We start from the raw sequence: 17,571 nt of genomic DNA, 5'->3' as shown, positions 1-17,571 counted from the left end.
TGTCGCTGATGAGGACGAACAAGCCGGCAATTGTCCTACTTCGCAGAGCACAGAACAACCACTGCGCTCTATTGTCCCAATAGACGGCTCGGCCCTTGGGGCTGTCGCTGGGTTTTGTACAGCCGCTTGTGTCATCATGCCCTTCAATCGCAGGTCAATCGTTTGAATGCCCTTATATGAATAGATCCCCCGCGTTGCTTCTTGCTCTTGCCGTGCTCAGCGGTTGCCAAGCCTTGCCGCCCATCGGCCAGCCCAACGGCCCGCAAGCCGACGAAGAAGCCCCGGCGAGTACCCCGGCCAAGCCCGAGAAATACGCAAGCTTCCCGCCAGGCACCGTTTACAGCCTGCTGGCGGCAGAACTGGCAGGGCAGCGCAACCGCTTCGATATTGCCCTGGCCAATTACGTCGACCAGGCACGCAAAACCCGCGACGCAGGCGTGGCAGAGCGGGCTTACCGAATCGCCGAATACCTGGGTGCCGACCAGCCGGCCACCGAGATGGCCCTGCTGTGGGCCAGCGTAGCGCCGCAAAGCACCGACGCTCAGCGTGCTGCTGCCATTCAGCTGGCGCGTACCGGCCGCTACGACCAGTCGATGGCGTATATGGAGAAGGTGCTGCAGGGCCGCGGCGAAACCCATTTCGATTTCCTCGCCCTGAGTGCCGCCGAAACAGACAAGCCTACCCGCGAAGGCCTCAAGCAGAGCTTCGACCGGCTGCTGGCGAAATACCCCAGCAACGGCCAGCTGATCTTCGGCAAGGCACTGCTGTTGCAACAGGACGGCGACACCGCCGGCGCCCTGAAGCTTCTCGAAGACAACCCGCCTAAAGATGGCGAAGTAGCACCCGTGCTCCTGGAGGCGCGCCTGTTGCAGGCAACCGACCAAGGCAAGCAGGCGGTTCAACTGCTTGAGAAATACATTCGCAAAAGCCCGGACGACAAGCGGCTGCGCTTGACCTACGCACGCACCCTGGTCGAACAAAACCGCATCGCCGATGCGAAGGTGCAGTTCGACCAACTGCTGCAGCAATACCCCGATGACGACGACCTGCGCTATTCCCTGGCACTGATCTGCCTGGAGGAAAAGGATTGGGACCAGGCCGAAAGCCTGCTCAACGACCTAGTCGAGCGCCAGGCTCATGTGGATTCCGCCCACCTGAACCTGGGCCGGCTGGCCGAGGAGCGGGGCAACCTGGAGCGCGCCGTCAACCAGTACTCGCTGGTCACGCCGGGGCCGGATTACCTGCCTGCACAATTGCGCCTGGCCGATATCCTCATTGCCAATGGGCGCGCTGCCGATGCTTCCCGGCGCTTGGCCGACAATCGCCTTGCCGCACCTGACTACGCCGTGCAACTGTGGCTGGTCGAGGCCGAGGCACTTGCCGACAACGACAAAGACTCTCTGGCCATGGGCGTGCTGAACAAAGCGCTCAGCCAGCACCCCAACGATGCCAGCCTGCTTTACACCCGCGCGATGCTCGCGGAAAAACGCGGCGACCTGGCTCAGCTGGAAAAAGACCTGCGCGCAATCATTGCGCACGACCCGGACAACGCCATGGCACTCAATGCACTGGGCTACACGTTGTCGGACCGCACGCAACGCTATGCCGAAGCCAAGGCGCTGATCGAGAAAGCCCATAGCCTGACGCCGGAAGACCCGGCAATTCTCGACAGCCTGGGGTGGGTCAACTTCCGCCTGGGCAACCTGGAGCAGGCCGAAAATTATCTGCGCCAGGCGTTCAGCCAGTTCCCCAACCACGAAGTGGCCGCGCACCTGGGCGAAGTGCTCTGGGCCCGGGGCAAACAGAAAGAAGCCCGCGAAGTGTGGGCACAAGGCCTTAAAGATCAACCTGACAGCCCCGTCCTGCGCAGTACTTTGCAGCGCCTGACCGGCTCCGAGACCCTCTGACCCATGCAATTGCGCCACTGCCTCGCTCTTTTTTGTCTTTCCTTAGTCGCCGGTTGCGCCGGCCTCGGCCAACAGGAGGCGGTGCAGGGCAGCGGCTCCCCCGAGCAGTGGGCCGCGCACAAGTCGCAGGTCGCCTCGGTCAACGGCTGGGAAATCAACGGCAAGATCGGTATTCGCGCGCCGCAGGACTCCGGCAGCGGCACGCTGTACTGGTTGCAGCGCCAGGATTACTACGACATCCGCCTTTCCGGCCCGCTTGGCCGCGGCGCAGCGCGGCTGACCGGCCATCCGGGCAAGGCCAGCCTTGAGGTGGCCAACCAGGGCCGCTTCGATGCCGACAGCCCCGAGCAGCTTTTGCGTGACCAATTGGGCTGGAACCTGCCGGTCTCCAACCTGGGGTACTGGGTGCGAGGGTTGCCGGCACCCGGCAGCAAGGCCTCGATCACGCTCGATGGCGATAGCCACCTGGCGCACCTGGAGCAGGACGGCTGGCGCCTGGACTACACCCGCTATGGCGATCAAGGCCCCTATCAGTTGCCGGAGCGCATCAAACTGCAAGGCCAGGACCTGGACGTGACCCTGGTTATCAAGGACTGGCAGCCTCGCCAGCTGGGCCGTTGAAATGCCCACCGAACGCCTGACCCTGCCCTCCCCGGCCAAGCTCAACCTGATGCTGCACATTCTCGGCCGCCGCCCTGACGGCTACCACGAGCTGCAAACACTCTTCCAGTTTCTCGACCACGGTGACGAGCTGGATTTCGCCGTTCGAGAAGACGGGCAGATTCGCCTGCACAGCGACCTGGCCGGCGTGCCCCATGACAGCAACCTGATCGTTCGCGCCGCGCGCGCCCTGCAAGAGGCCAGCGGTACGTGCCTTGGGGCCGACATCTGGCTGCGCAAGGTCCTGCCCATGGGGGGCGGTATAGGCGGTGGCAGCTCGAATGCGGCCACAACGCTGCTGGGCCTGGATTATCTCTGGGGTACGCGGCTAGGAGAGGATCGGCTGGCAGCGCTTGGCCTGAAACTGGGCGCCGATGTTCCGGTTTTCGTGCGCGGCAAAGCGGCCTTCGCCGAGGGTGTGGGGGAGATTCTCACCCCGGTAGAACCCGAAGAACCGTGGTATCTGGTACTCGTTCCGCAAGTCTCTGTAAGTACAGCAGAAATTTTTTCAGATCCACTGTTGACACGTAACTCGAAGCCCATTAAAGTGCGCCCCGTTCCCAAGGGAAACAGTCGAAATGACTGCCAACCGGTGGTAGAGCAGCGTTACCCAGAAGTACGTAACGCACTGAATTTGCTAAACAAATTCACATGCGCTAGACTCACCGGCACTGGAAGTTGTGTGTTTGGGGCCTTCCCAAACAAGGCCGAAGCTGATAAAGTTTCGGGCCTTCTGACAGAGACCCTTACAGGGTTTGTAGCGAAGGGAAGCAACACTTCAATGTTGCATCGCAAGTTGCAGAGTCTGTTCTAAGAACCGAGTGCCAAGCACTCGATGATCCGCCACAGGGGCGTCGCCAAGCGGTAAGGCAGCAGGTTTTGATCCTGCCATGCGTTGGTTCGAATCCAGCCGCCCCTGCCATTTTCCTATACTCATCCAGGTATACCCTCAGCCGGCAGGTACTGCGCGTGTCCAAGATGATGGTCTTTACGGGGAATTCCAACCCCGATCTGGCTCGGCGTGTTGTACGTCAGCTTCATATTCCCCTGGGTGATGTCTCGGTCGGCAAGTTCTCCGACGGTGAAATCAGTGCTGAGATCAATGAAAACGTTCGCGGTAAAGACGTCTTCATCATCCAGCCCACCTGTGCGCCGACCAACGATAACCTGATGGAACTGGTAGTGATGGCCGATGCCTTCCGCCGTTCCTCGGCATCGCGAATCACCGCCGTGATCCCCTATTTCGGTTATGCCCGGCAAGACCGCCGCCCTCGCTCAGCGCGCGTGGCGATCAGCGCCAAGGTCGTGGCCGACATGCTCACCGTGGTCGGTATCGACCGGGTGCTCACTGTCGACCTGCATGCCGATCAGATCCAGGGCTTCTTCGATATCCCCGTCGACAACATCTACGGCTCGCCCGTGCTGGTCGATGACATCGAAGATCAACGTTTCGAAAACCTCATGATCGTCTCCCCCGACATCGGTGGCGTCGTGCGTGCACGCGCCGTGGCCAAGTCGCTGGGCGTCGATCTGGGTATCATCGACAAGCGCCGCGAGAAAGCCAACCACTCCGAGGTGATGCACATCATCGGTGACGTGGAAGGCCGTACCTGCATCCTTGTCGATGACATGGTCGATACCGCCGGCACTCTCTGCCACGCCGCCAAGGCGTTGAAAGAGCACGGCGCGGCCAAGGTGTATGCCTACTGCACCCACCCGGTGCTGTCGGGCCGCGCCATCGAGAACATCGAAAATTCCATGCTCGACGAGCTGGTGGTGACCAACACCATCCCGCTGTCTGCCGCAGCACAAGCCTGTGCACGTGTCCGCCAACTGGACATCGCACCGGTGGTCGCTGAAGCGGTTCGCCGCATCAGCAACGAAGAATCGATCAGCGCGATGTTCCGCTGAGGGCCCTGCCCTCTCGGCATCACGCTGACGAAAAGCGCCCCGCCCGAGCAGTAATTGCCGGGCGGGGCTTTTTTGCCTTGAAAGCCCTTGCGCTGGTCGCAAACGCAAGTGCGCGAAAGGCCAATTTGGAGATACGAAATGACTGATTTCATCCTGAATGCCGAAGCGCGTTCCGACTCGGGGAAAGGTGCGAGCCGCCGCCTGCGTCGTAACGCCGGCCTGATTCCTGCCGTGGTTTACGGTGGCAATCAAGCCCCTGAGTCGATCACCCTGGTCGCCAAAGACTTCAGCAAACTGCTGGAAAACGAAGCTACCTACGCTCACGTGATCGAGCTGAACGTCGGCGGCACCAAGCAGAACGTCCTGATCAAGGCGCTGCAACGCCACCCGATCAAGGGCTTCCCGATGCACGCTGACTTCGTCCGCGTCGTTGCTGGCCAGAAACTGACCGCCAAGGTCCCGGTTCACTTCATGAACCAGGAAGCTGCTGTCAAGAAAGGCGGCGAGATCTCGCACACCGAGACCGAGCTGGAAGTGTCCTGCCTGCCGAAAGACCTGCCCGAGTTCATCGAAGTCGACATGGCCAATGCCGAAATCGGCACCATCGTTCACCTGTCCGATGTCAAGGCGCCAAAAGGCGTTGAGTTCGTGGCCCTGGCCCACGGCAACGACCTGGCCGTCGCCAACGTTCACGCTCCTCGCGTGCAGGCTGAAGACGGTGAAGCTGGCGAAGAAGCTGCCGAGTAATCGAGCCGCTTGCGCCAAGGGCCACCTGCGGGTGGCCTGAACGCGTGCAAAAAGGAAGAGCCCCTGACGTGACCGCCATCCAGTTGATCGTTGGCCTGGGAAACCCCGGCCCCGAATACGAACAGACCCGGCATAACGCAGGGGCTCTTTTCGTTGAGCGCATCGCCCGTGACCAGAACGTGAACCTGGCGGCCGATCGTAAGTATTCCGGCCTCGTGGGGCGTTTCTCCCACAAGGGCCAAGACGTTCGTTTGCTGATCCCTACCACCTACATGAATCGCAGCGGCCAGTCGGTCGGTGCGCTGGCGAACTTCTTCCGTATTCCGGTAGACGCCATCCTGGTGGCCCACGACGAACTCGACATGCCCCCGGGCGTCGCTAAGCTCAAGCAAGGCGGCGGCCACGGTGGCCATAACGGGCTGCGCGACATTATCGCCTCGCTCGGCAACAACAACGGTTTTCACCGCCTGCGGCTGGGTATCGGCCACCCCGGTGATGCCAGCAAGGTATCCGGGTTCGTTCTGGGCCGCGCCCCGCGTGAAGAACAGGACAAACTCGACGCCAGTATCGATTTCGCCCTCGGCGTGCTGCCGACCATCCTCGCCGGCGATTGGCCGAAAGCGATGCGAGACTTGCACAGCCAGAAGGCCTGACTCTTCGAAGAGGGAAGCACCATGGGTTTCAACTGCGGCATCGTCGGCCTGCCCAACGTGGGCAAATCCACCCTGTTCAACGCGCTGACCAAATCCGGCATCGCAGCGGAGAACTTCCCGTTCTGCACCATCGAGCCCAACAGCGGCATCGTACCGATGCCCGATGCGCGCCTCGATGCGCTGGCTGCCATCGTCAAGCCCGAGCGGGTGATCCCCACTACCATGGAATTCGTGGACATCGCAGGCCTGGTGGCCGGCGCATCCAAAGGCGAAGGCCTGGGCAACAAGTTCCTGGCCAACATCCGTGAAACCGATGCCATCGCCCACGTAGTGCGCTGCTTCGAAGACGAGAACGTGATTCACGTCTCCAACAGCGTCGACCCCAAGCGCGATATCGAGATCATCGACCTCGAGCTTATCTTCGCCGACCTCGACAGCTGCGAAAAGCAACTGCAGAAGGTCGCACGCAACGCCAAGGGTGGTGACAAAGACGCACTTGCACAAAAGGCAATCCTGGAAAAGCTCATCCCTCACTTCACCGAAGGCAAGCCTGCGCGCAGCCTGATGAAGACCATGAGCCCCGAGGAAAAGGCACTGATCCGCGGTTTCCACCTGCTCACCAGCAAGCCGGTGATGTACATCGCCAACGTCGCTGAGGACGGCTTCGAAAACAACCCGCACCTGGACGTGGTCAAGGCCATCGCCGCCGAGGAAGGCGCGCTGGTGGTGCCGGTGTGCAACAAGATCGAGGCCGAAATTGCCGAGCTCGACGACGGTGAAGAGAAAGACATGTTCCTCCAGGAACTGGGCCTTGAAGAGCCCGGCTTGAACCGCGTGATCCGCGCCGGTTATTCCCTGTTGAACCTGCAGACCTATTTCACCGCAGGCGTAAAGGAAGTGCGCGCCTGGACCGTACGCGTCGGTGCTACGGCGCCTCAGGCCGCAGCGGTGATCCACACCGACTTCGAGAAAGGCTTCATCCGCGCCGAAGTAGTCGCCTACGACGACTTCATCCAGTACAAGGGCGAGAACGGCGCCAAGGAAGCCGGCAAGTGGCGGTTGGAAGGCAAGGAATACATCGTCAAGGATGGCGACGTGATGCATTTCCGTTTCAACGTCTGAGCCCCTCCCGATGAGGCCTTCCCCAGGCCTCATCCTGGCGCCGTTGCACCTCTAGCACCGGCGGCCCTACCAAGTGACCGGCGGTAGCTCACAGTTTGCACAAACCGCTCTGCCAAACGTACCGCGACACCTTACAATCGCCGCAGTTCCGTGCCCTGTTCGAAGGCTCGTCGGCCCATGACGCTCGACCCCATTACCCTCCTCTGCATGACCGTGGCACTTGCCGCAGCGGCCGCCCTGTACCTGGCCGTGGAATGGCGCAACGTGCGCGAGCCGTCACTGCTGTACTGGTGTGGCGGCTTTTCGACCATTGCCATAGGTTCCACCCTTGCGCTGCTGCGCAGCAGCGGTTTGCTGCTGGTCGGCATCTGGTTCGCCAATGGTTTGTTGATCGCAGCCCACGGCCTGTTTCTGCTGGGTGTGGGGCGCTTCACGCAAACGCGGCTGGGGCGGGGCTGGTGGCTGATCGTGCCGCTGTGGGCAGGGCTGCTGTGGCTGCCGGCCGGCCCGCTGTGGTCTGCCGTGATGCTGGCGAGCAATTCGGCGCTGGTCGCGCTGCTGAGCTTGCGTGCCAGTAGCCTGCTGCGCCCGCACGGGGTTTCGCTGAGCGTGGGGGCGGTGCAGTTACGCTTCGTCATGCTCGGCCACGGGATTTTCTACCTGGCCAAGGCGCTGTCTGCGGTGATGTCGGGCGCGCTGATCGACCTGGCGGCGTTCAAGGGGCAGATCATTCAGGTATCGCTGATCGAAGGCGTCGTGGCGATCATGCTGATTGCCTTGTCGATGATCGGCAGTGAACGCCATCGGCGGGAGAAGCGGATCGCCCGGCTCGCCGCGCGCGACCCCCTGACCTCGCTCTACAACCGCCGCGCACTTGAAGTGCGTGCCCCCCACATGCTCGCCAGTGCGTCCCATGATGCCCCGGGTGCACTGCTGCTGATCGACATCGACCACTTCAAGCAGGTCAACGACCTGCACGGCCACAACGCTGGTGATCAATTACTGGTAGCGCTGAGCGAGATCATCCGCACCCACCTGCCTCAGGGTGCGGTGGCTGCACGGCTGGGAGGGGATGAATTCGTGATCTTGCTCAAGCATGCCTCCGTTGACCGAATCGTCGAGCTCGGCAGCGCCCTGCGGGGGCGTTTTCACCAAGCCGCGCAACAGCGATTCCCCACGCCCGACGCGGTCACGCTCAGCGTAGGCGCCACTTTCTTCGATCAGCCACCAGCGAGCCTAGCAGCGCTTATCGAGCAAGGGGATGCGGCGTTATATGAGTCCAAGCGCAATGGGCGAAACAGCCTGCGGCTCAAGGACTGGACGACAACACCGCAGGCAAGCCAGAGAAGCGCCGGCTGATCGAACTTTCCCAAGCAGCACACGACTACTCGAGCGCTCAACGGACCCACTCGCCTAGGGCGATGAAGCCCGAATTACCTGGCCTGTAAGGGTTTTCCACCTCATACTGGCTTATTGAAATCGCTGCCTATCCAACACAACTATTCTCCCCTCAAAATGTCTTTGCATTCACAGCAGCCCATTCAGGGGAGCGGGCTGCGCATCGGAGCGTGAAACCTTATGGCAGCACTGCAACTGAGCACCCTCGAGGCGTTGTCGGCAAACCAGGCCAGCACCATCGACCAATGGATTTCTCGCCTGGAGACTGCCGGCGCCACGCGGAACGTGCGAGAGCACGACCTGCGCCAGCAGGTCGGCGAATTTCTCGATCTGCTGCTTGCAACGCTGGCCAAACAAGGTAGCGCGCACATTGGCGACAGTGGCTGGGACGATATCCGTCGCTTTCTCGAAAGGCTATCGGCGAGCCGGGCGCAACTGGGCCAGGATTCGCACCAGACCGCCCATTTCATCTTCAGCCTCAAGGGGGTGCTCTTTGCACGCCTGCAAGCGGCCTACCGCGAACAGCCCGAACTGCTGGCCGAACAGCTCTGGGAGATTTCCGAGCTGCTCGACGCGCTGGCCATGCACACCATTCGGACGTTCCAGAAGTCCCGTGAGTCGGTGATCAAGCGCCAGCAGGAAGAGCTGCTGGAGTTATCGACGCCGGTGGTGAAGTTGTGGGACGGCGTCCTGGCGCTGCCGATGATTGGCACCCTGGATTCCCAGCGCAGCCAAACGGTGATGGAGTCGCTGCTGCAAGCGATTGTCGACACTGGCTCGGAGATAGCCATCATCGATATCACCGGCGTGCCGACGGTCGATACCCTGGTAGCGCAGCATCTGCTCAAGACGGTCACCGCGATCCGCCTGATGGGTGCCGATTGCATCGTCAGTGGCGTGCGCCCGCAGATCGCCCAGACTATCGTGCACTTGGGACTGGATTTGGGCGAGCTGGTCACCAAGGCCAGCCTGGCCGACGCCCTGAAACTGGCGCTGGCGCGGCTGGGTGTCAGCGTCAGCAAGGCGGTGTAAGCGATGGAGCGTATTCCGATTCTACAGATGGGCGACTTTCTGCTGGTGACCATCCAGGTCGACATGGACGACCAGATCGCCCTGCGCCTGCAGGATGACCTGTCCCAGCGCATCTACGCCACCTCAGCCAGAGGCGTGCTGATCGACATCTCGGCCCTGGACATGGTCGACTCCTTCATCGGCCGCATGATCGCGACCATCGCCGGGCTGTCACGCCTGATGGATGCGCGCACGGTGTTGACAGGCATGCAGCCGGCGGTGGCCATCACCCTGGTGGAGCTGGGCCTGGAACTGCCGGGCGTAAGCACCGCCCTGAACGTCGATCGCGGCATGCAGCGCCTGCGCGAGCAAGTAGGCCAGGCATGAGCGGCGAGCGCAGCGGTACCCTGCCGGTAAGAATCGAGCAGGACGTGGTACTCGCCCGCCAACTGGCGCGAAAGCTTGCCAGCGAATGTGGCATGCGCCTGGTGGACCTGACCAAACTGGTCACGGCCGTCAGCGAGCTGGCGCGCAATACCGTGGTCTATGGCGGCGGTGGCGACATGGATTGGCAGGTGCTCGAAGAGTCCGACCGCACCGGAGTACGCCTTGTGTTCCGTGACGAAGGCCCGGGCATCCCTGACATCAAGCTGGCCATGACCGACGGCTGGACCTCCGGAAAAGGCATGGGCCTGGGCCTGACCGGCGCCCGCAGGCTGGTGGACGACTTCGAGCTCGACACCACACCAGGGCACGGCACGAGGGTATCGATCACGCGATGGATATGAGCAACCTTCGACGCCTCACGGAAGTATTGCCGCTGCAGGACGACAGCCAGGTCGGCCACGCCCGGCGAACCGCGCAAAGCCTTGCGCGGCAGGTCGGCATGGACGACACCGACAGCGGGCGTGTAGCGCTGGTGGTCACGGAGCTGGCCACCAACCTGCTCAAGCATGCCGGCCAGGGTGAGTTGCACCTGCGCGCCCTGCCCCGCGCCCACGGTGCAGGCATCGAAGTGCTGAGCGTCGACCGAGCACAGGGTTTCGACCCGCACGCCTGCCTTACCGATGGCTACTCCACCGGCGGTACGCAGGGGTTCGGCCTGGGCACGATCAGCCGCCAGGCCCAGGTGTTCGACCTGTACGCCGACGCCCGTGGCGCGGTGTTGCTGGCACGGGTGTATCCCCGCGCCGACAACGCCCCTGACGTCCGCTTCGGCGTCAGCCACCACGCCTTGCACAACGACCCAGCCTGCGGCGACACCTGGCGCCTTGCTCAAAACGACGAGTTCCTCAGTGCACTGGTGATCGACGGCCTGGGCCATGGCGAAGAGGCCGAACACGCAGCCCGAAGCGGCGCGCAGGCCTTCACCGACGCACCCTTCGGCGCTCCGCAGCAGTTGCTGCCGGAGATCCACCAAGCCATGCGCGGCACTCGTGGGGGCGCAGTAGCCCTGGCACGTTTCGATCGGCGCAGCGGACACCTCGGCTTCGTCGGTATCGGCAACATCAGCGCCAGCCTTCAGGGTGGTGAGCGTACCCGTGGTCTGGCCTCGTTGCCGGGCATCGTCGGAGAGCAATACCGCACCGCTGTGCAGTACGACCATCACATCGAGCCCCGCCAACTGCTGGTGATGCACTCCGATGGGCTACAGACAAGGTGGCGGCTTGAGGATTACCCAGGCTTGGCTGCCCGCCACCCCGCCATCATCGCCACGGTGTTGCACCGGGATTTCTGCCGGGCACGGGACGATGCCACGGTACTGGTTATCGAACTGGACACGCACCATGACTGACACCCACGCCGCCCTCAACCGCCTGCAAGAGGAAAACGACGCCCTGCGCGCCGAGCTCGAAGAAACCAATCAAGGCGTGCTTGCCCTTTACGCCGAGCTCGATGCACAGGCCGAGCAACTGCGCCAGGCCTCTGACTTGAAAAGCCGTTTCCTGTCGTACATGAGCCATGAGTTCCGCACCCCGCTGGGCTCGATCCTGAGCATCACCAGCCTGCTCTCCGATGAGCTGGACGGCCCGCTCAGCCCGGAACAACATCGCCAGGTCAGCTTCGTCAGCAATGCAACCCGCGAGCTCAGCGACATGGTCGACGACCTGCTGGACCTTGCCAAGCTCGATGCCGGGCGCATCTCGATCTCGCCGGCCTGGTTCGACATGCTTGACCTGTTCGCCGCCCTGCGCGGGATGTTCCGGCCGATTCTCACCTCCAGCGCCGTCGACCTGATTTTCGAAGAACCTAAACATTTGCCGCGGCTGTACACCGATGACAAGAAGCTTGCGCAGATTTTGCGCAACTTCATCTCCAACGCGCTGAAATTCACCATGCAAGGCGAGGTGCGTGTGTCGGCCAGCCTTGAAAGCGACCAGCGAATACGCTTTTCGGTGAGTGACACAGGCATTGGCATTGCTGCTCAGCTACACGGCACCTTGTTCGAGGATTTCACCCAGGTAGACTCCCCCCTGCAAAAGCGCCTGCGAGGCACCGGCTTGGGCTTGTCGTTGTGCAAACGCTTCGCGGCGCTGCTGGGCGGCGAAGTCGGAATGCACAGCGAGCCTAACCAAGGCTCGACCTTCTACGTGATTATTCCACTGGCCATTACCCAGGAACCTGCCGATGAGGCGTGACGCCCGCTTGCTCGTGGTGGATGACAACGAGGCCACTCGCTATGCCTTGAACCGCCGGCTGACCGCCCAGGGTTTCACGGTGTTCGAAGCGGGCACCGGCACCGATGGCCTAGCCATGGTGGCGTCGATGGCCCCGGACGCGGTGATACTGGATGTAAACCTGCCAGACATGAGCGGCTTCGACGTGGTTCGCCAGCTGCGCGCAGCGCCAGCCACCGCCCTGCTACCGGTGGTGCACGTGTCGGCAGCCTCGATCATGAAGGGCGACATCATCACCGGGCTCGAAGCCGGCGCCGATGCCTACCTGGTGCATCCCGTAGACCCCGACGTACTGCTGGCCACCCTGCGCTCGCTGCTGCGCGTGCGCGATGCCGAGCGCGCCCTGCGCGAAAGCGAAGCGCGCTTTCGCGAGATCTTCACCGCGGTGCGCGCGCCGATCGCCGTGATCGACAGCGAGCTGAATGTCCAGGAATGCAACCACGCCTTCGCCGAGTTGGTGCCGGGTGGGCTGCTGGCGAGCCTTGCAGGCGATCAGACGCCCGGCGTCAAAGCGCTACGCCAGCACCTTGAGCACGGCGAGCGCTGGCAGGGTTCGCTGATACTGAAAGCCAATGGCCAGGCGCGTGAGACACTCTGGCAGGTTTCACCCTACCGAGCGCCGAACCTGAGCCTGCTGTTCATTGAAGACATCACCGAACACCGGCACCGCGAGCGCGCTCACCTGGCTCAGCTCGACAGCGCCAACAACCAACTGGCACTTGAAGTGGCCGAGCGTACGCAGGCACAAGCCCAACTGCTGCAATCGCAGAAGATGGACGCCCTGGGGCGGCTGACAGGCGGCATCGCCCACGACTTCAATAACATGCTCAGCGGCATCATCACCAGCGTCGAGCTCATCAAACGGCAGTTGGCCCAGGGGCGCAGCGACAAGTTGGCCGTCTATGCCGACGCCGCGCTGCACTCGGCCACCAGCGCAGCCTCCATGACTCGCAGGCTGCTGGCCTTCGCGCGGCAGCAACCGCTGGATACCTGCTGCATCGACGTCAACCAGCAGCTACGCGCGCTGGAACAAATGCTGGTACGCAGCATCGGCGAAAACATCACCTTGGTGATGGACCTGGCCCACGGGCCGCTCGCCACCGTCGCCGATGCCGCCCAGCTGGATAACGCGGTGCTCAACCTCGTGCTCAACGCCCGGGATGCAATGCCTGAGGGCGGCCACATCCTGATCCGCACCTATCCGTCCTGGTCTCAGGGCGACCCGGCCCTGGGGGATGGCGCCTACGTGAACATAGCCGTCAAAGACGACGGCACCGGGATCGACCCGGCACTGCTGAGCAAGGTGTTCGACCCCTTCTTCACCACCAAACCGGCTGGCCAGGGAACCGGCTTGGGGCTGTCGATGCTGTACGGTTTCACTCGGCAGTCAGGGGGTACGGTGAACATCCGCAGCGCCCCAGGCCTGGGCACCGAGGTGACCCTGCAATTGCCCGCCAGTGAGCTTGTGCTAACCCAGGCCAGCCTGCCGTCATCGGCAGAGCCCGTAGGCATGGGTGAACATATCCTGGTGGTCGAAGACACCGATGCGGTACGCCAGAGCATCGTCGACGCCCTGAGCGAGGGCGGCTACCGCTGCAGCGCCGTAGCCAATGCGAGCGAGGCGTTACTGGCCCTGAGCCAGGGCCCGCCGGTGGACCTGCTGCTGACCGATATCGGCCTGCCCGGCCAGAGCGGGATGGACCTGGCCCGCCAAGCCAAAGCGCTGCAGGCCGCGCCCAAAGTGATGTTCATGACCGGCTACGCGGAAAACCGCATGAGCCGCCAGCAATTTGCCGACGACGGCAGCGACGTGCTCTTCAAGCCTTTCCCTATCGACGAGCTGCTGCGGCGGGTGCGCAGCCGGATCGACGGCGTAGGCGAGCCGGCCGTTTAGGCCCGACGACGGGGGGCGGTCAGGGCCGCTCCCCGGCCAACCGTTCCAACTCAAGGTCGGCGCGCTCGGCCCACTCCCCACTAAGCTCAGCCTTGACCGCTACACCCAACTGCTGAAAATCGCTGACCTGCTTGACCAGGTTGCCGCGGCCACTGACCAGTTGATCACAAGCCCGGCGATAGGCGTCCTGGGCTTTTTCCAGGCTTGCGCCGACGGTGTCCATGCTGCCGAGGAAGGTCCGTAGCTTGTCATAGACCCGCCCGGCGCGCTCAGCCAGCTCGGCACTGTGCTTGTTCTGGTCTTCGAAGCGCCACAGTTGGCGCACGATGTTCAGGCTGGTGAGCAAGGTGGTGGGCGTGGCCACCAGCACGTTCTGCTCGATGGCTTTCTGGAAAAGGGTCTCGTCGGCCTTGAGCGCTTCGACGAAGGCCGACTCGATGGGCACGAACATGAACACCATTTCCGGCGCATTCAAGCCGGGCAGCTGGAAGTAATGGCGATCACTGAGTTCCTTGATGCGCGCAGCCACGGCGCTGACGTGCTCGCTCAAGGCAAGCCGGCGCTCGGTTTCATCTTCGGCATTGATGTAGCGCACATAGGCATTGAGCGAGACCTTGGCGTCGATGATCAGGTGCTTGCCCTGGGGCAGGTAGACGATTGCATCGGGCCGCTGCCGGCCGTGCTCGCCTTGCAGGCTCACCTCGCGCTTGAAGTCGCGGCCCAGCACCAGCCCGGAACGCTCCAGCACGTTCTCAAGAATCAGCTCGCCCCAGTTGCCCTGGGCTTTTTTCTGGCCTTTGAGGGCGGTGGTCAGGTCATGGGCCTCTTGCGTGATCTGGCGGTTGAGCTCCTTGAGGTGCAACAGCTCCTGCGCAAGGGCGGCTTGCTGCTGAACATCCTTGTGGTGAATGTCTTCGACCTTGGCACGAAAGCCTTCGATCTGCTCGCGAAAGGGTTTGAGCAGCGCGTCGAGCGACTGCTGGCTGTGCTGCGAGAAGGCCTGGCCCTTGGCTTCGAAGATCTGCCCGGCCAGCTGCTCGAACTCCAGCTTCAGCTGGTCGCGGCTGTCCTTGAGCAGTTGCTGCTGTTCATCGAAGTGCTGCTGCTTGTGCGCCAGGGTGTTGCTCAGGGTCGCATGCTCGCGGGCCAGCTCCGCATGTTGGGCCTGCAGCCCTTCGTAGGCTGCTTGCAGGCGCGCCTGGATACCCTTGAGCTCGTGGTGCTGCTCCAGCAACTGCCCCATCTGAGCTTCGGCGGCGCTGGCGCGGCCGTGAGCCTGGGTGGCCTGCACCTGCGCCTGGCGAGCGTCTTCGCGCAACTGCGTGAGGTCGCCGGCTTGCTGGCGGCTGGCACGCAGCGCGGCGTTGAGCTCTCCCAGCTCAAGGGTTTGCGCAAGGTTGGCATCGCGCTGCTGCTCCAGCTGCAGGTCGCGGGCGTCCAGTAGTGCCTGTGTGTCACGCCGGCGCAGAACCTGCCAGAACAGCCCTGCGCCCAGCGCCGCGCTCAGCGCGCCCAGGCCGGCCACGGCCCAGTCAAACGTAGCGATATAGAGCATCGCAAGGTCTCCCGCGCAAAGCGGCCATCATAAGGCATCAGCGGCACTGATGGGGCCTGGCAGGCAAAGCGATTGGCTCGCGGCACGCAGGCCGGTGCATGCTGCCAGCCTTCTCGTTCACGGACACTGCCTCATGCCCCCTTCGGACCTTGCCACCACCCTGGTGCTGATTTCGGCCCTGATGCACGCCAGCTGGAACGCCGTGGTCAAGGCCAGCCCCGACCGGCTGCTGACCATGGCGTCGGTGGACATCGTCGCGTTCATCCTTGCACTGCTAGCCCTGCCCTGGTTCACCCCGCCGCCGCTAACCGTATGGGGGCTGATCGCCTGCTCAGTGGTGGCTAACCTGGCCTACCGCGCAGGCCTGCTGCGCGCCTACCGAATGGGCGACTTCGGCCAGGTGTATCCGCTGGTGCGGGGCCTGCCGCCGCTGCTGGTGGCGCTACTGGCCTGCCTCTTTCTGGGCGAGAAGCTCAGCTCGCTGGCGCTCGTGGGCGTAGTACTGATCAGCACCGGTATTCTCAGCCTGATGCAAGGCCGGGGGCATTGGCCCGCGACCCTGGCGGCATTGGGTGCGGGGTGTTGCGTGGGGCTGTACACGGTCATCGACGCATCTGGCGTACGCCAGAGCGATGCGGTGGGTTATATGGTTTATTTCACCCTGGCGTTGAGCCTGCTGACGCCCGCCTGGGCCTTGGCCCAGCGTGGCCCACGCCGTATCGCTGCGCACTGGCGCAGCCAGTGGCGGCTGTCGGTATTCGGCGGCGTGACCTACACCGGGGCCTATACCCTCGTGCTGGTGGCGATGGCCATCGGCAGCGTTGCGCAAGCGGCGGCCCTGCGCGAATGCAGCGTGATCCTGGCAGCGCTGATCGCCCGCTGGCTGTTCAAAGAACCCTTCGGCACGCGGCGGATCCTGGCGGCCCTAATGGTCGCGCTGGGTATCGGCCTGATCAAACTGGGTTAGCCAGATAACGCCTGTAGAACTCCAGCACCGCGACGTTCTTGTCCTTTGCCTCGAACATCACATCGAAGCGGTCGAAGAATTGCAGTGCATAGCGATTCACCGCGTCGTTCCACATGCCCAAGCTGTGGGCGTAGAGCTCGGTTTTGCCGACTTTTTCGAGCACTGCCGCCATCTCCAAGGGGTTTTCCAGGTCAAAGCCCAGTGCCTGCAAGCGCTCCACCGGCTGTGAGTAATGCAGCACCGGGCGCACGCCCCGCCAGCTGTCGATGATTCGCGCCACCCGCTCGCTGCGCGGCGCTATGCGCTGGCCTTCGTGAATCCAGCTGTGGTGGATGTCCAGCACGACTGGGGCGATATCGGCAAGCGCCAGGCAGGCGTCGACGCCGTAGGTTTTCTCGTCGTTTTCGAAGGTGATGCAATTGCGGGCTTCGGTGGAAAGCATTGCCCAGCTCTCGCGCACCCCTTCTGCACCGCGGCGCCCGGCGATGTGCACGTTGCATTTGAGGTCTTGGAAGCGCTGGCCATAGCCCATCCAGCGAATCATGTCGGCATGGTATTCGAACTCGGCCAGGCTGTTGGCTACCACCTGTGGGTTGTCTGAGCCGAGCACACAGTACTGGCCGGGATGGAACGACAGGCGAATGCCAGCCCCCCGCGCCAGCTCGCCCAGCGCCGCGAAACCCGGCTCCAGCACCGCTCGCACGCTGGGTGCCTGGTAGAAGGCAGCCCATTGGGGGTGGCTGTAGAACGGCAGCAGGTCACTGCTCAGGCGCAGCATGTGCAGGGCCGGTGGCAGGCTTTGCACGTAGGCCAGCAGCTTGTGCTGGGCCGCGAGGTTGTGGTCGATGATTTCCAGCAGCTTGGCTTCGGCCACGGCGGGCTCGACGCTGTTCAACCAGCGCAGTGTGGTGGTACGCGGGTTGAAGGGGCGTTGGATGGCTTCCACCGCCTTGGGCGTTTCACTGCCCTGGAGGTGGCGATACTGGCAGGCAAAACCGAGCCGGCCGTGGGCGGGAGGGGTCAGAGAGGTCATGCGGGCTCCGTGCGCGTTCAGCCCGCGGGGGCGGC

The 17,571-nt window shown here is 63.0% G+C and carries 17 protein-coding genes and 1 tRNA gene; 16 read left to right on the top strand and 2 right to left on the bottom strand.

Annotated features, from left to right (window positions below; translation table 11 throughout):
* Positions 1 to 176 precede the first annotated feature (176 nt).
* The 15 genes from F474_RS07115 to F474_RS07045 all read left to right on the top strand — a co-directional run bounded on the left by F474_RS07115 (position 177) and on the right by F474_RS07045 (position 13,981).
* The gene (locus tag F474_RS07115; RefSeq protein ID WP_097088555.1) at positions 177 to 1,907 is read left to right on the top strand and encodes a tetratricopeptide repeat protein; all 1,731 of its coding nucleotides are present in this window, start codon (positions 177 to 179) and stop codon (positions 1,905 to 1,907) included.
* 3 nt (positions 1,908 to 1,910) lie between these two features.
* Positions 1,911 to 2,528 (top strand): lipoprotein insertase outer membrane protein LolB, encoded by a 618-nt coding sequence (lolB, locus tag F474_RS07110; RefSeq protein WP_097088553.1) that lies wholly within the window; start codon positions 1,911 to 1,913, stop codon positions 2,526 to 2,528.
* Position 2,529: 1 nt separating this feature from the next.
* Positions 2,530 to 3,381 (top strand): 4-(cytidine 5'-diphospho)-2-C-methyl-D-erythritol kinase, encoded by an 852-nt coding sequence (ispE, locus tag F474_RS07105; protein WP_097088551.1) that lies wholly within the window; start codon positions 2,530 to 2,532, stop codon positions 3,379 to 3,381.
* Positions 3,382 to 3,414: 33 nt separating this feature from the next.
* Positions 3,415 to 3,489: transfer RNA gene (locus F474_RS07100), tRNA-Gln, on the top strand.
* A 47-nt stretch (positions 3,490 to 3,536) separates the two neighbouring features.
* Positions 3,537 to 4,478: a ribose-phosphate pyrophosphokinase gene (locus F474_RS07095; RefSeq protein ID WP_097088549.1), complete on the top strand. Its 942-nt coding sequence runs from the start codon at positions 3,537 to 3,539 to the stop codon at positions 4,476 to 4,478.
* Between the two features lie 138 nt (positions 4,479 to 4,616).
* The gene (locus F474_RS07090) at positions 4,617 to 5,225 is read left to right on the top strand and encodes a 50S ribosomal protein L25/general stress protein Ctc (RefSeq protein WP_097088547.1); all 609 of its coding nucleotides are present in this window, start codon (positions 4,617 to 4,619) and stop codon (positions 5,223 to 5,225) included.
* A 68-nt stretch (positions 5,226 to 5,293) separates the two neighbouring features.
* Entirely contained in the window at positions 5,294 to 5,878 is a 585-nt protein-coding gene (gene pth, locus F474_RS07085) for an aminoacyl-tRNA hydrolase (RefSeq protein WP_097088546.1), read from the top strand.
* Positions 5,879 to 5,899: 21 nt separating this feature from the next.
* The gene (gene ychF, locus F474_RS07080; protein WP_097088544.1) at positions 5,900 to 7,000 is read left to right on the top strand and encodes a redox-regulated ATPase YchF; all 1,101 of its coding nucleotides are present in this window, start codon (positions 5,900 to 5,902) and stop codon (positions 6,998 to 7,000) included.
* A 177-nt stretch (positions 7,001 to 7,177) separates the two neighbouring features.
* Complete coding sequence (locus tag F474_RS07075) at positions 7,178 to 8,359, top strand: GGDEF domain-containing protein (RefSeq protein ID WP_097088542.1); 1,182 nt, start codon at positions 7,178 to 7,180, stop codon at positions 8,357 to 8,359.
* A 219-nt stretch (positions 8,360 to 8,578) separates the two neighbouring features.
* The gene (locus F474_RS07070; RefSeq protein WP_097088540.1) at positions 8,579 to 9,430 is read left to right on the top strand and encodes an STAS domain-containing protein; all 852 of its coding nucleotides are present in this window, start codon (positions 8,579 to 8,581) and stop codon (positions 9,428 to 9,430) included.
* Between the two features lie 3 nt (positions 9,431 to 9,433).
* Positions 9,434 to 9,796 (top strand): STAS domain-containing protein, encoded by a 363-nt coding sequence (locus F474_RS07065; RefSeq protein WP_097088538.1) that lies wholly within the window; start codon positions 9,434 to 9,436, stop codon positions 9,794 to 9,796.
* On the top strand, positions 9,793 to 10,197 hold the full coding sequence (locus F474_RS07060; RefSeq protein WP_097088536.1) for an anti-sigma regulatory factor: 405 nt from the start codon (positions 9,793 to 9,795) through the stop codon (positions 10,195 to 10,197). The genes F474_RS07065 and F474_RS07060 overlap by 4 nt, the downstream gene beginning before the upstream one ends.
* Positions 10,188 to 11,204, top strand: coding sequence for an ATP-binding protein (locus tag F474_RS07055; protein ID WP_097088533.1), 1,017 nt, complete (start codon positions 10,188 to 10,190; stop codon positions 11,202 to 11,204). The genes F474_RS07060 and F474_RS07055 overlap by 10 nt, the downstream gene beginning before the upstream one ends.
* On the top strand, positions 11,197 to 12,048 hold the full coding sequence (locus F474_RS07050) for a sensor histidine kinase KdpD (RefSeq protein ID WP_097088531.1): 852 nt from the start codon (positions 11,197 to 11,199) through the stop codon (positions 12,046 to 12,048). The genes F474_RS07055 and F474_RS07050 overlap by 8 nt, the downstream gene beginning before the upstream one ends.
* Positions 12,038 to 13,981, top strand: coding sequence for a response regulator (locus F474_RS07045; RefSeq protein WP_097088529.1), 1,944 nt, complete (start codon positions 12,038 to 12,040; stop codon positions 13,979 to 13,981). Before F474_RS07050 ends, F474_RS07045 begins: the two co-directional genes overlap by 11 nt.
* A 19-nt stretch (positions 13,982 to 14,000) precedes the next feature.
* Here F474_RS07045 and rmuC read toward each other — a convergent pair whose 3' ends face one another.
* Positions 14,001 to 15,536, bottom strand: a complete 1,536-nt coding sequence (gene rmuC / locus F474_RS07040) for a DNA recombination protein RmuC (RefSeq protein ID WP_097088528.1) — start codon at positions 15,534 to 15,536, stop codon at positions 14,001 to 14,003.
* Between the two features lie 133 nt (positions 15,537 to 15,669).
* On the opposite strand from rmuC, the gene F474_RS07035 reads away from it, so the two are divergent.
* Entirely contained in the window at positions 15,670 to 16,503 is an 834-nt protein-coding gene (locus tag F474_RS07035; RefSeq protein WP_097088527.1) for an EamA family transporter, read from the top strand.
* Here the strand turns inward: F474_RS07035 and F474_RS07030 are convergent.
* The gene (locus F474_RS07030) at positions 16,490 to 17,536 is read right to left on the bottom strand and encodes a UV damage endonuclease UvsE (protein WP_097088525.1); all 1,047 of its coding nucleotides are present in this window, start codon (positions 17,534 to 17,536) and stop codon (positions 16,490 to 16,492) included. The two genes, F474_RS07035 and F474_RS07030, sit on opposite strands and share 14 nt — an antisense overlap.
* Positions 17,537 to 17,571 lie beyond the last annotated feature (35 nt).

The sequence above is a fragment of the Pseudomonas sp. URIL14HWK12:I12 genome (assembly GCF_003097135.1).
Classification (GTDB): domain Bacteria; phylum Pseudomonadota; class Gammaproteobacteria; order Pseudomonadales; family Pseudomonadaceae; genus Aquipseudomonas.
The sequence above is the reverse complement of the archived record's forward strand: the minus strand, read 5'-3'. Positions and strand labels throughout refer to the sequence as shown.

Coding starts and splice junctions, on each gene's coding strand:
- F474_RS07050 (WP_097088531.1), top strand. CDS start 11,197: ATGACTGACACCCACGCCGCCCTCAACCGCCTGCAAGAGGAAAACGAC.
- F474_RS07075 (WP_097088542.1), top strand. CDS start 7,178: ATGACGCTCGACCCCATTACCCTCCTCTGCATGACCGTGGCACTTGCC.
- F474_RS07070 (WP_097088540.1), top strand. CDS start 8,579: ATGGCAGCACTGCAACTGAGCACCCTCGAGGCGTTGTCGGCAAACCAG.
- F474_RS07090 (WP_097088547.1), top strand. CDS start 4,617: ATGACTGATTTCATCCTGAATGCCGAAGCGCGTTCCGACTCGGGGAAA.
- F474_RS07115 (WP_097088555.1), top strand. CDS start 177: ATGAATAGATCCCCCGCGTTGCTTCTTGCTCTTGCCGTGCTCAGCGGT.
- F474_RS07045 (WP_097088529.1), top strand. CDS start 12,038: ATGAGGCGTGACGCCCGCTTGCTCGTGGTGGATGACAACGAGGCCACT.
- F474_RS07065 (WP_097088538.1), top strand. CDS start 9,434: ATGGAGCGTATTCCGATTCTACAGATGGGCGACTTTCTGCTGGTGACC.
- lolB (WP_097088553.1), top strand. CDS start 1,911: ATGCAATTGCGCCACTGCCTCGCTCTTTTTTGTCTTTCCTTAGTCGCC.
- F474_RS07035 (WP_097088527.1), top strand. CDS start 15,670: ATGCCCCCTTCGGACCTTGCCACCACCCTGGTGCTGATTTCGGCCCTG.
- ispE (WP_097088551.1), top strand. CDS start 2,530: ATGCCCACCGAACGCCTGACCCTGCCCTCCCCGGCCAAGCTCAACCTG.
- rmuC (WP_097088528.1), bottom strand. CDS start 15,536: ATGCTCTATATCGCTACGTTTGACTGGGCCGTGGCCGGCCTGGGCGCG.
- F474_RS07030 (WP_097088525.1), bottom strand. CDS start 17,536: ATGACCTCTCTGACCCCTCCCGCCCACGGCCGGCTCGGTTTTGCCTGC.
- F474_RS07055 (WP_097088533.1), top strand. CDS start 10,188: ATGGATATGAGCAACCTTCGACGCCTCACGGAAGTATTGCCGCTGCAG.
- F474_RS07060 (WP_097088536.1), top strand. CDS start 9,793: ATGAGCGGCGAGCGCAGCGGTACCCTGCCGGTAAGAATCGAGCAGGAC.
- ychF (WP_097088544.1), top strand. CDS start 5,900: ATGGGTTTCAACTGCGGCATCGTCGGCCTGCCCAACGTGGGCAAATCC.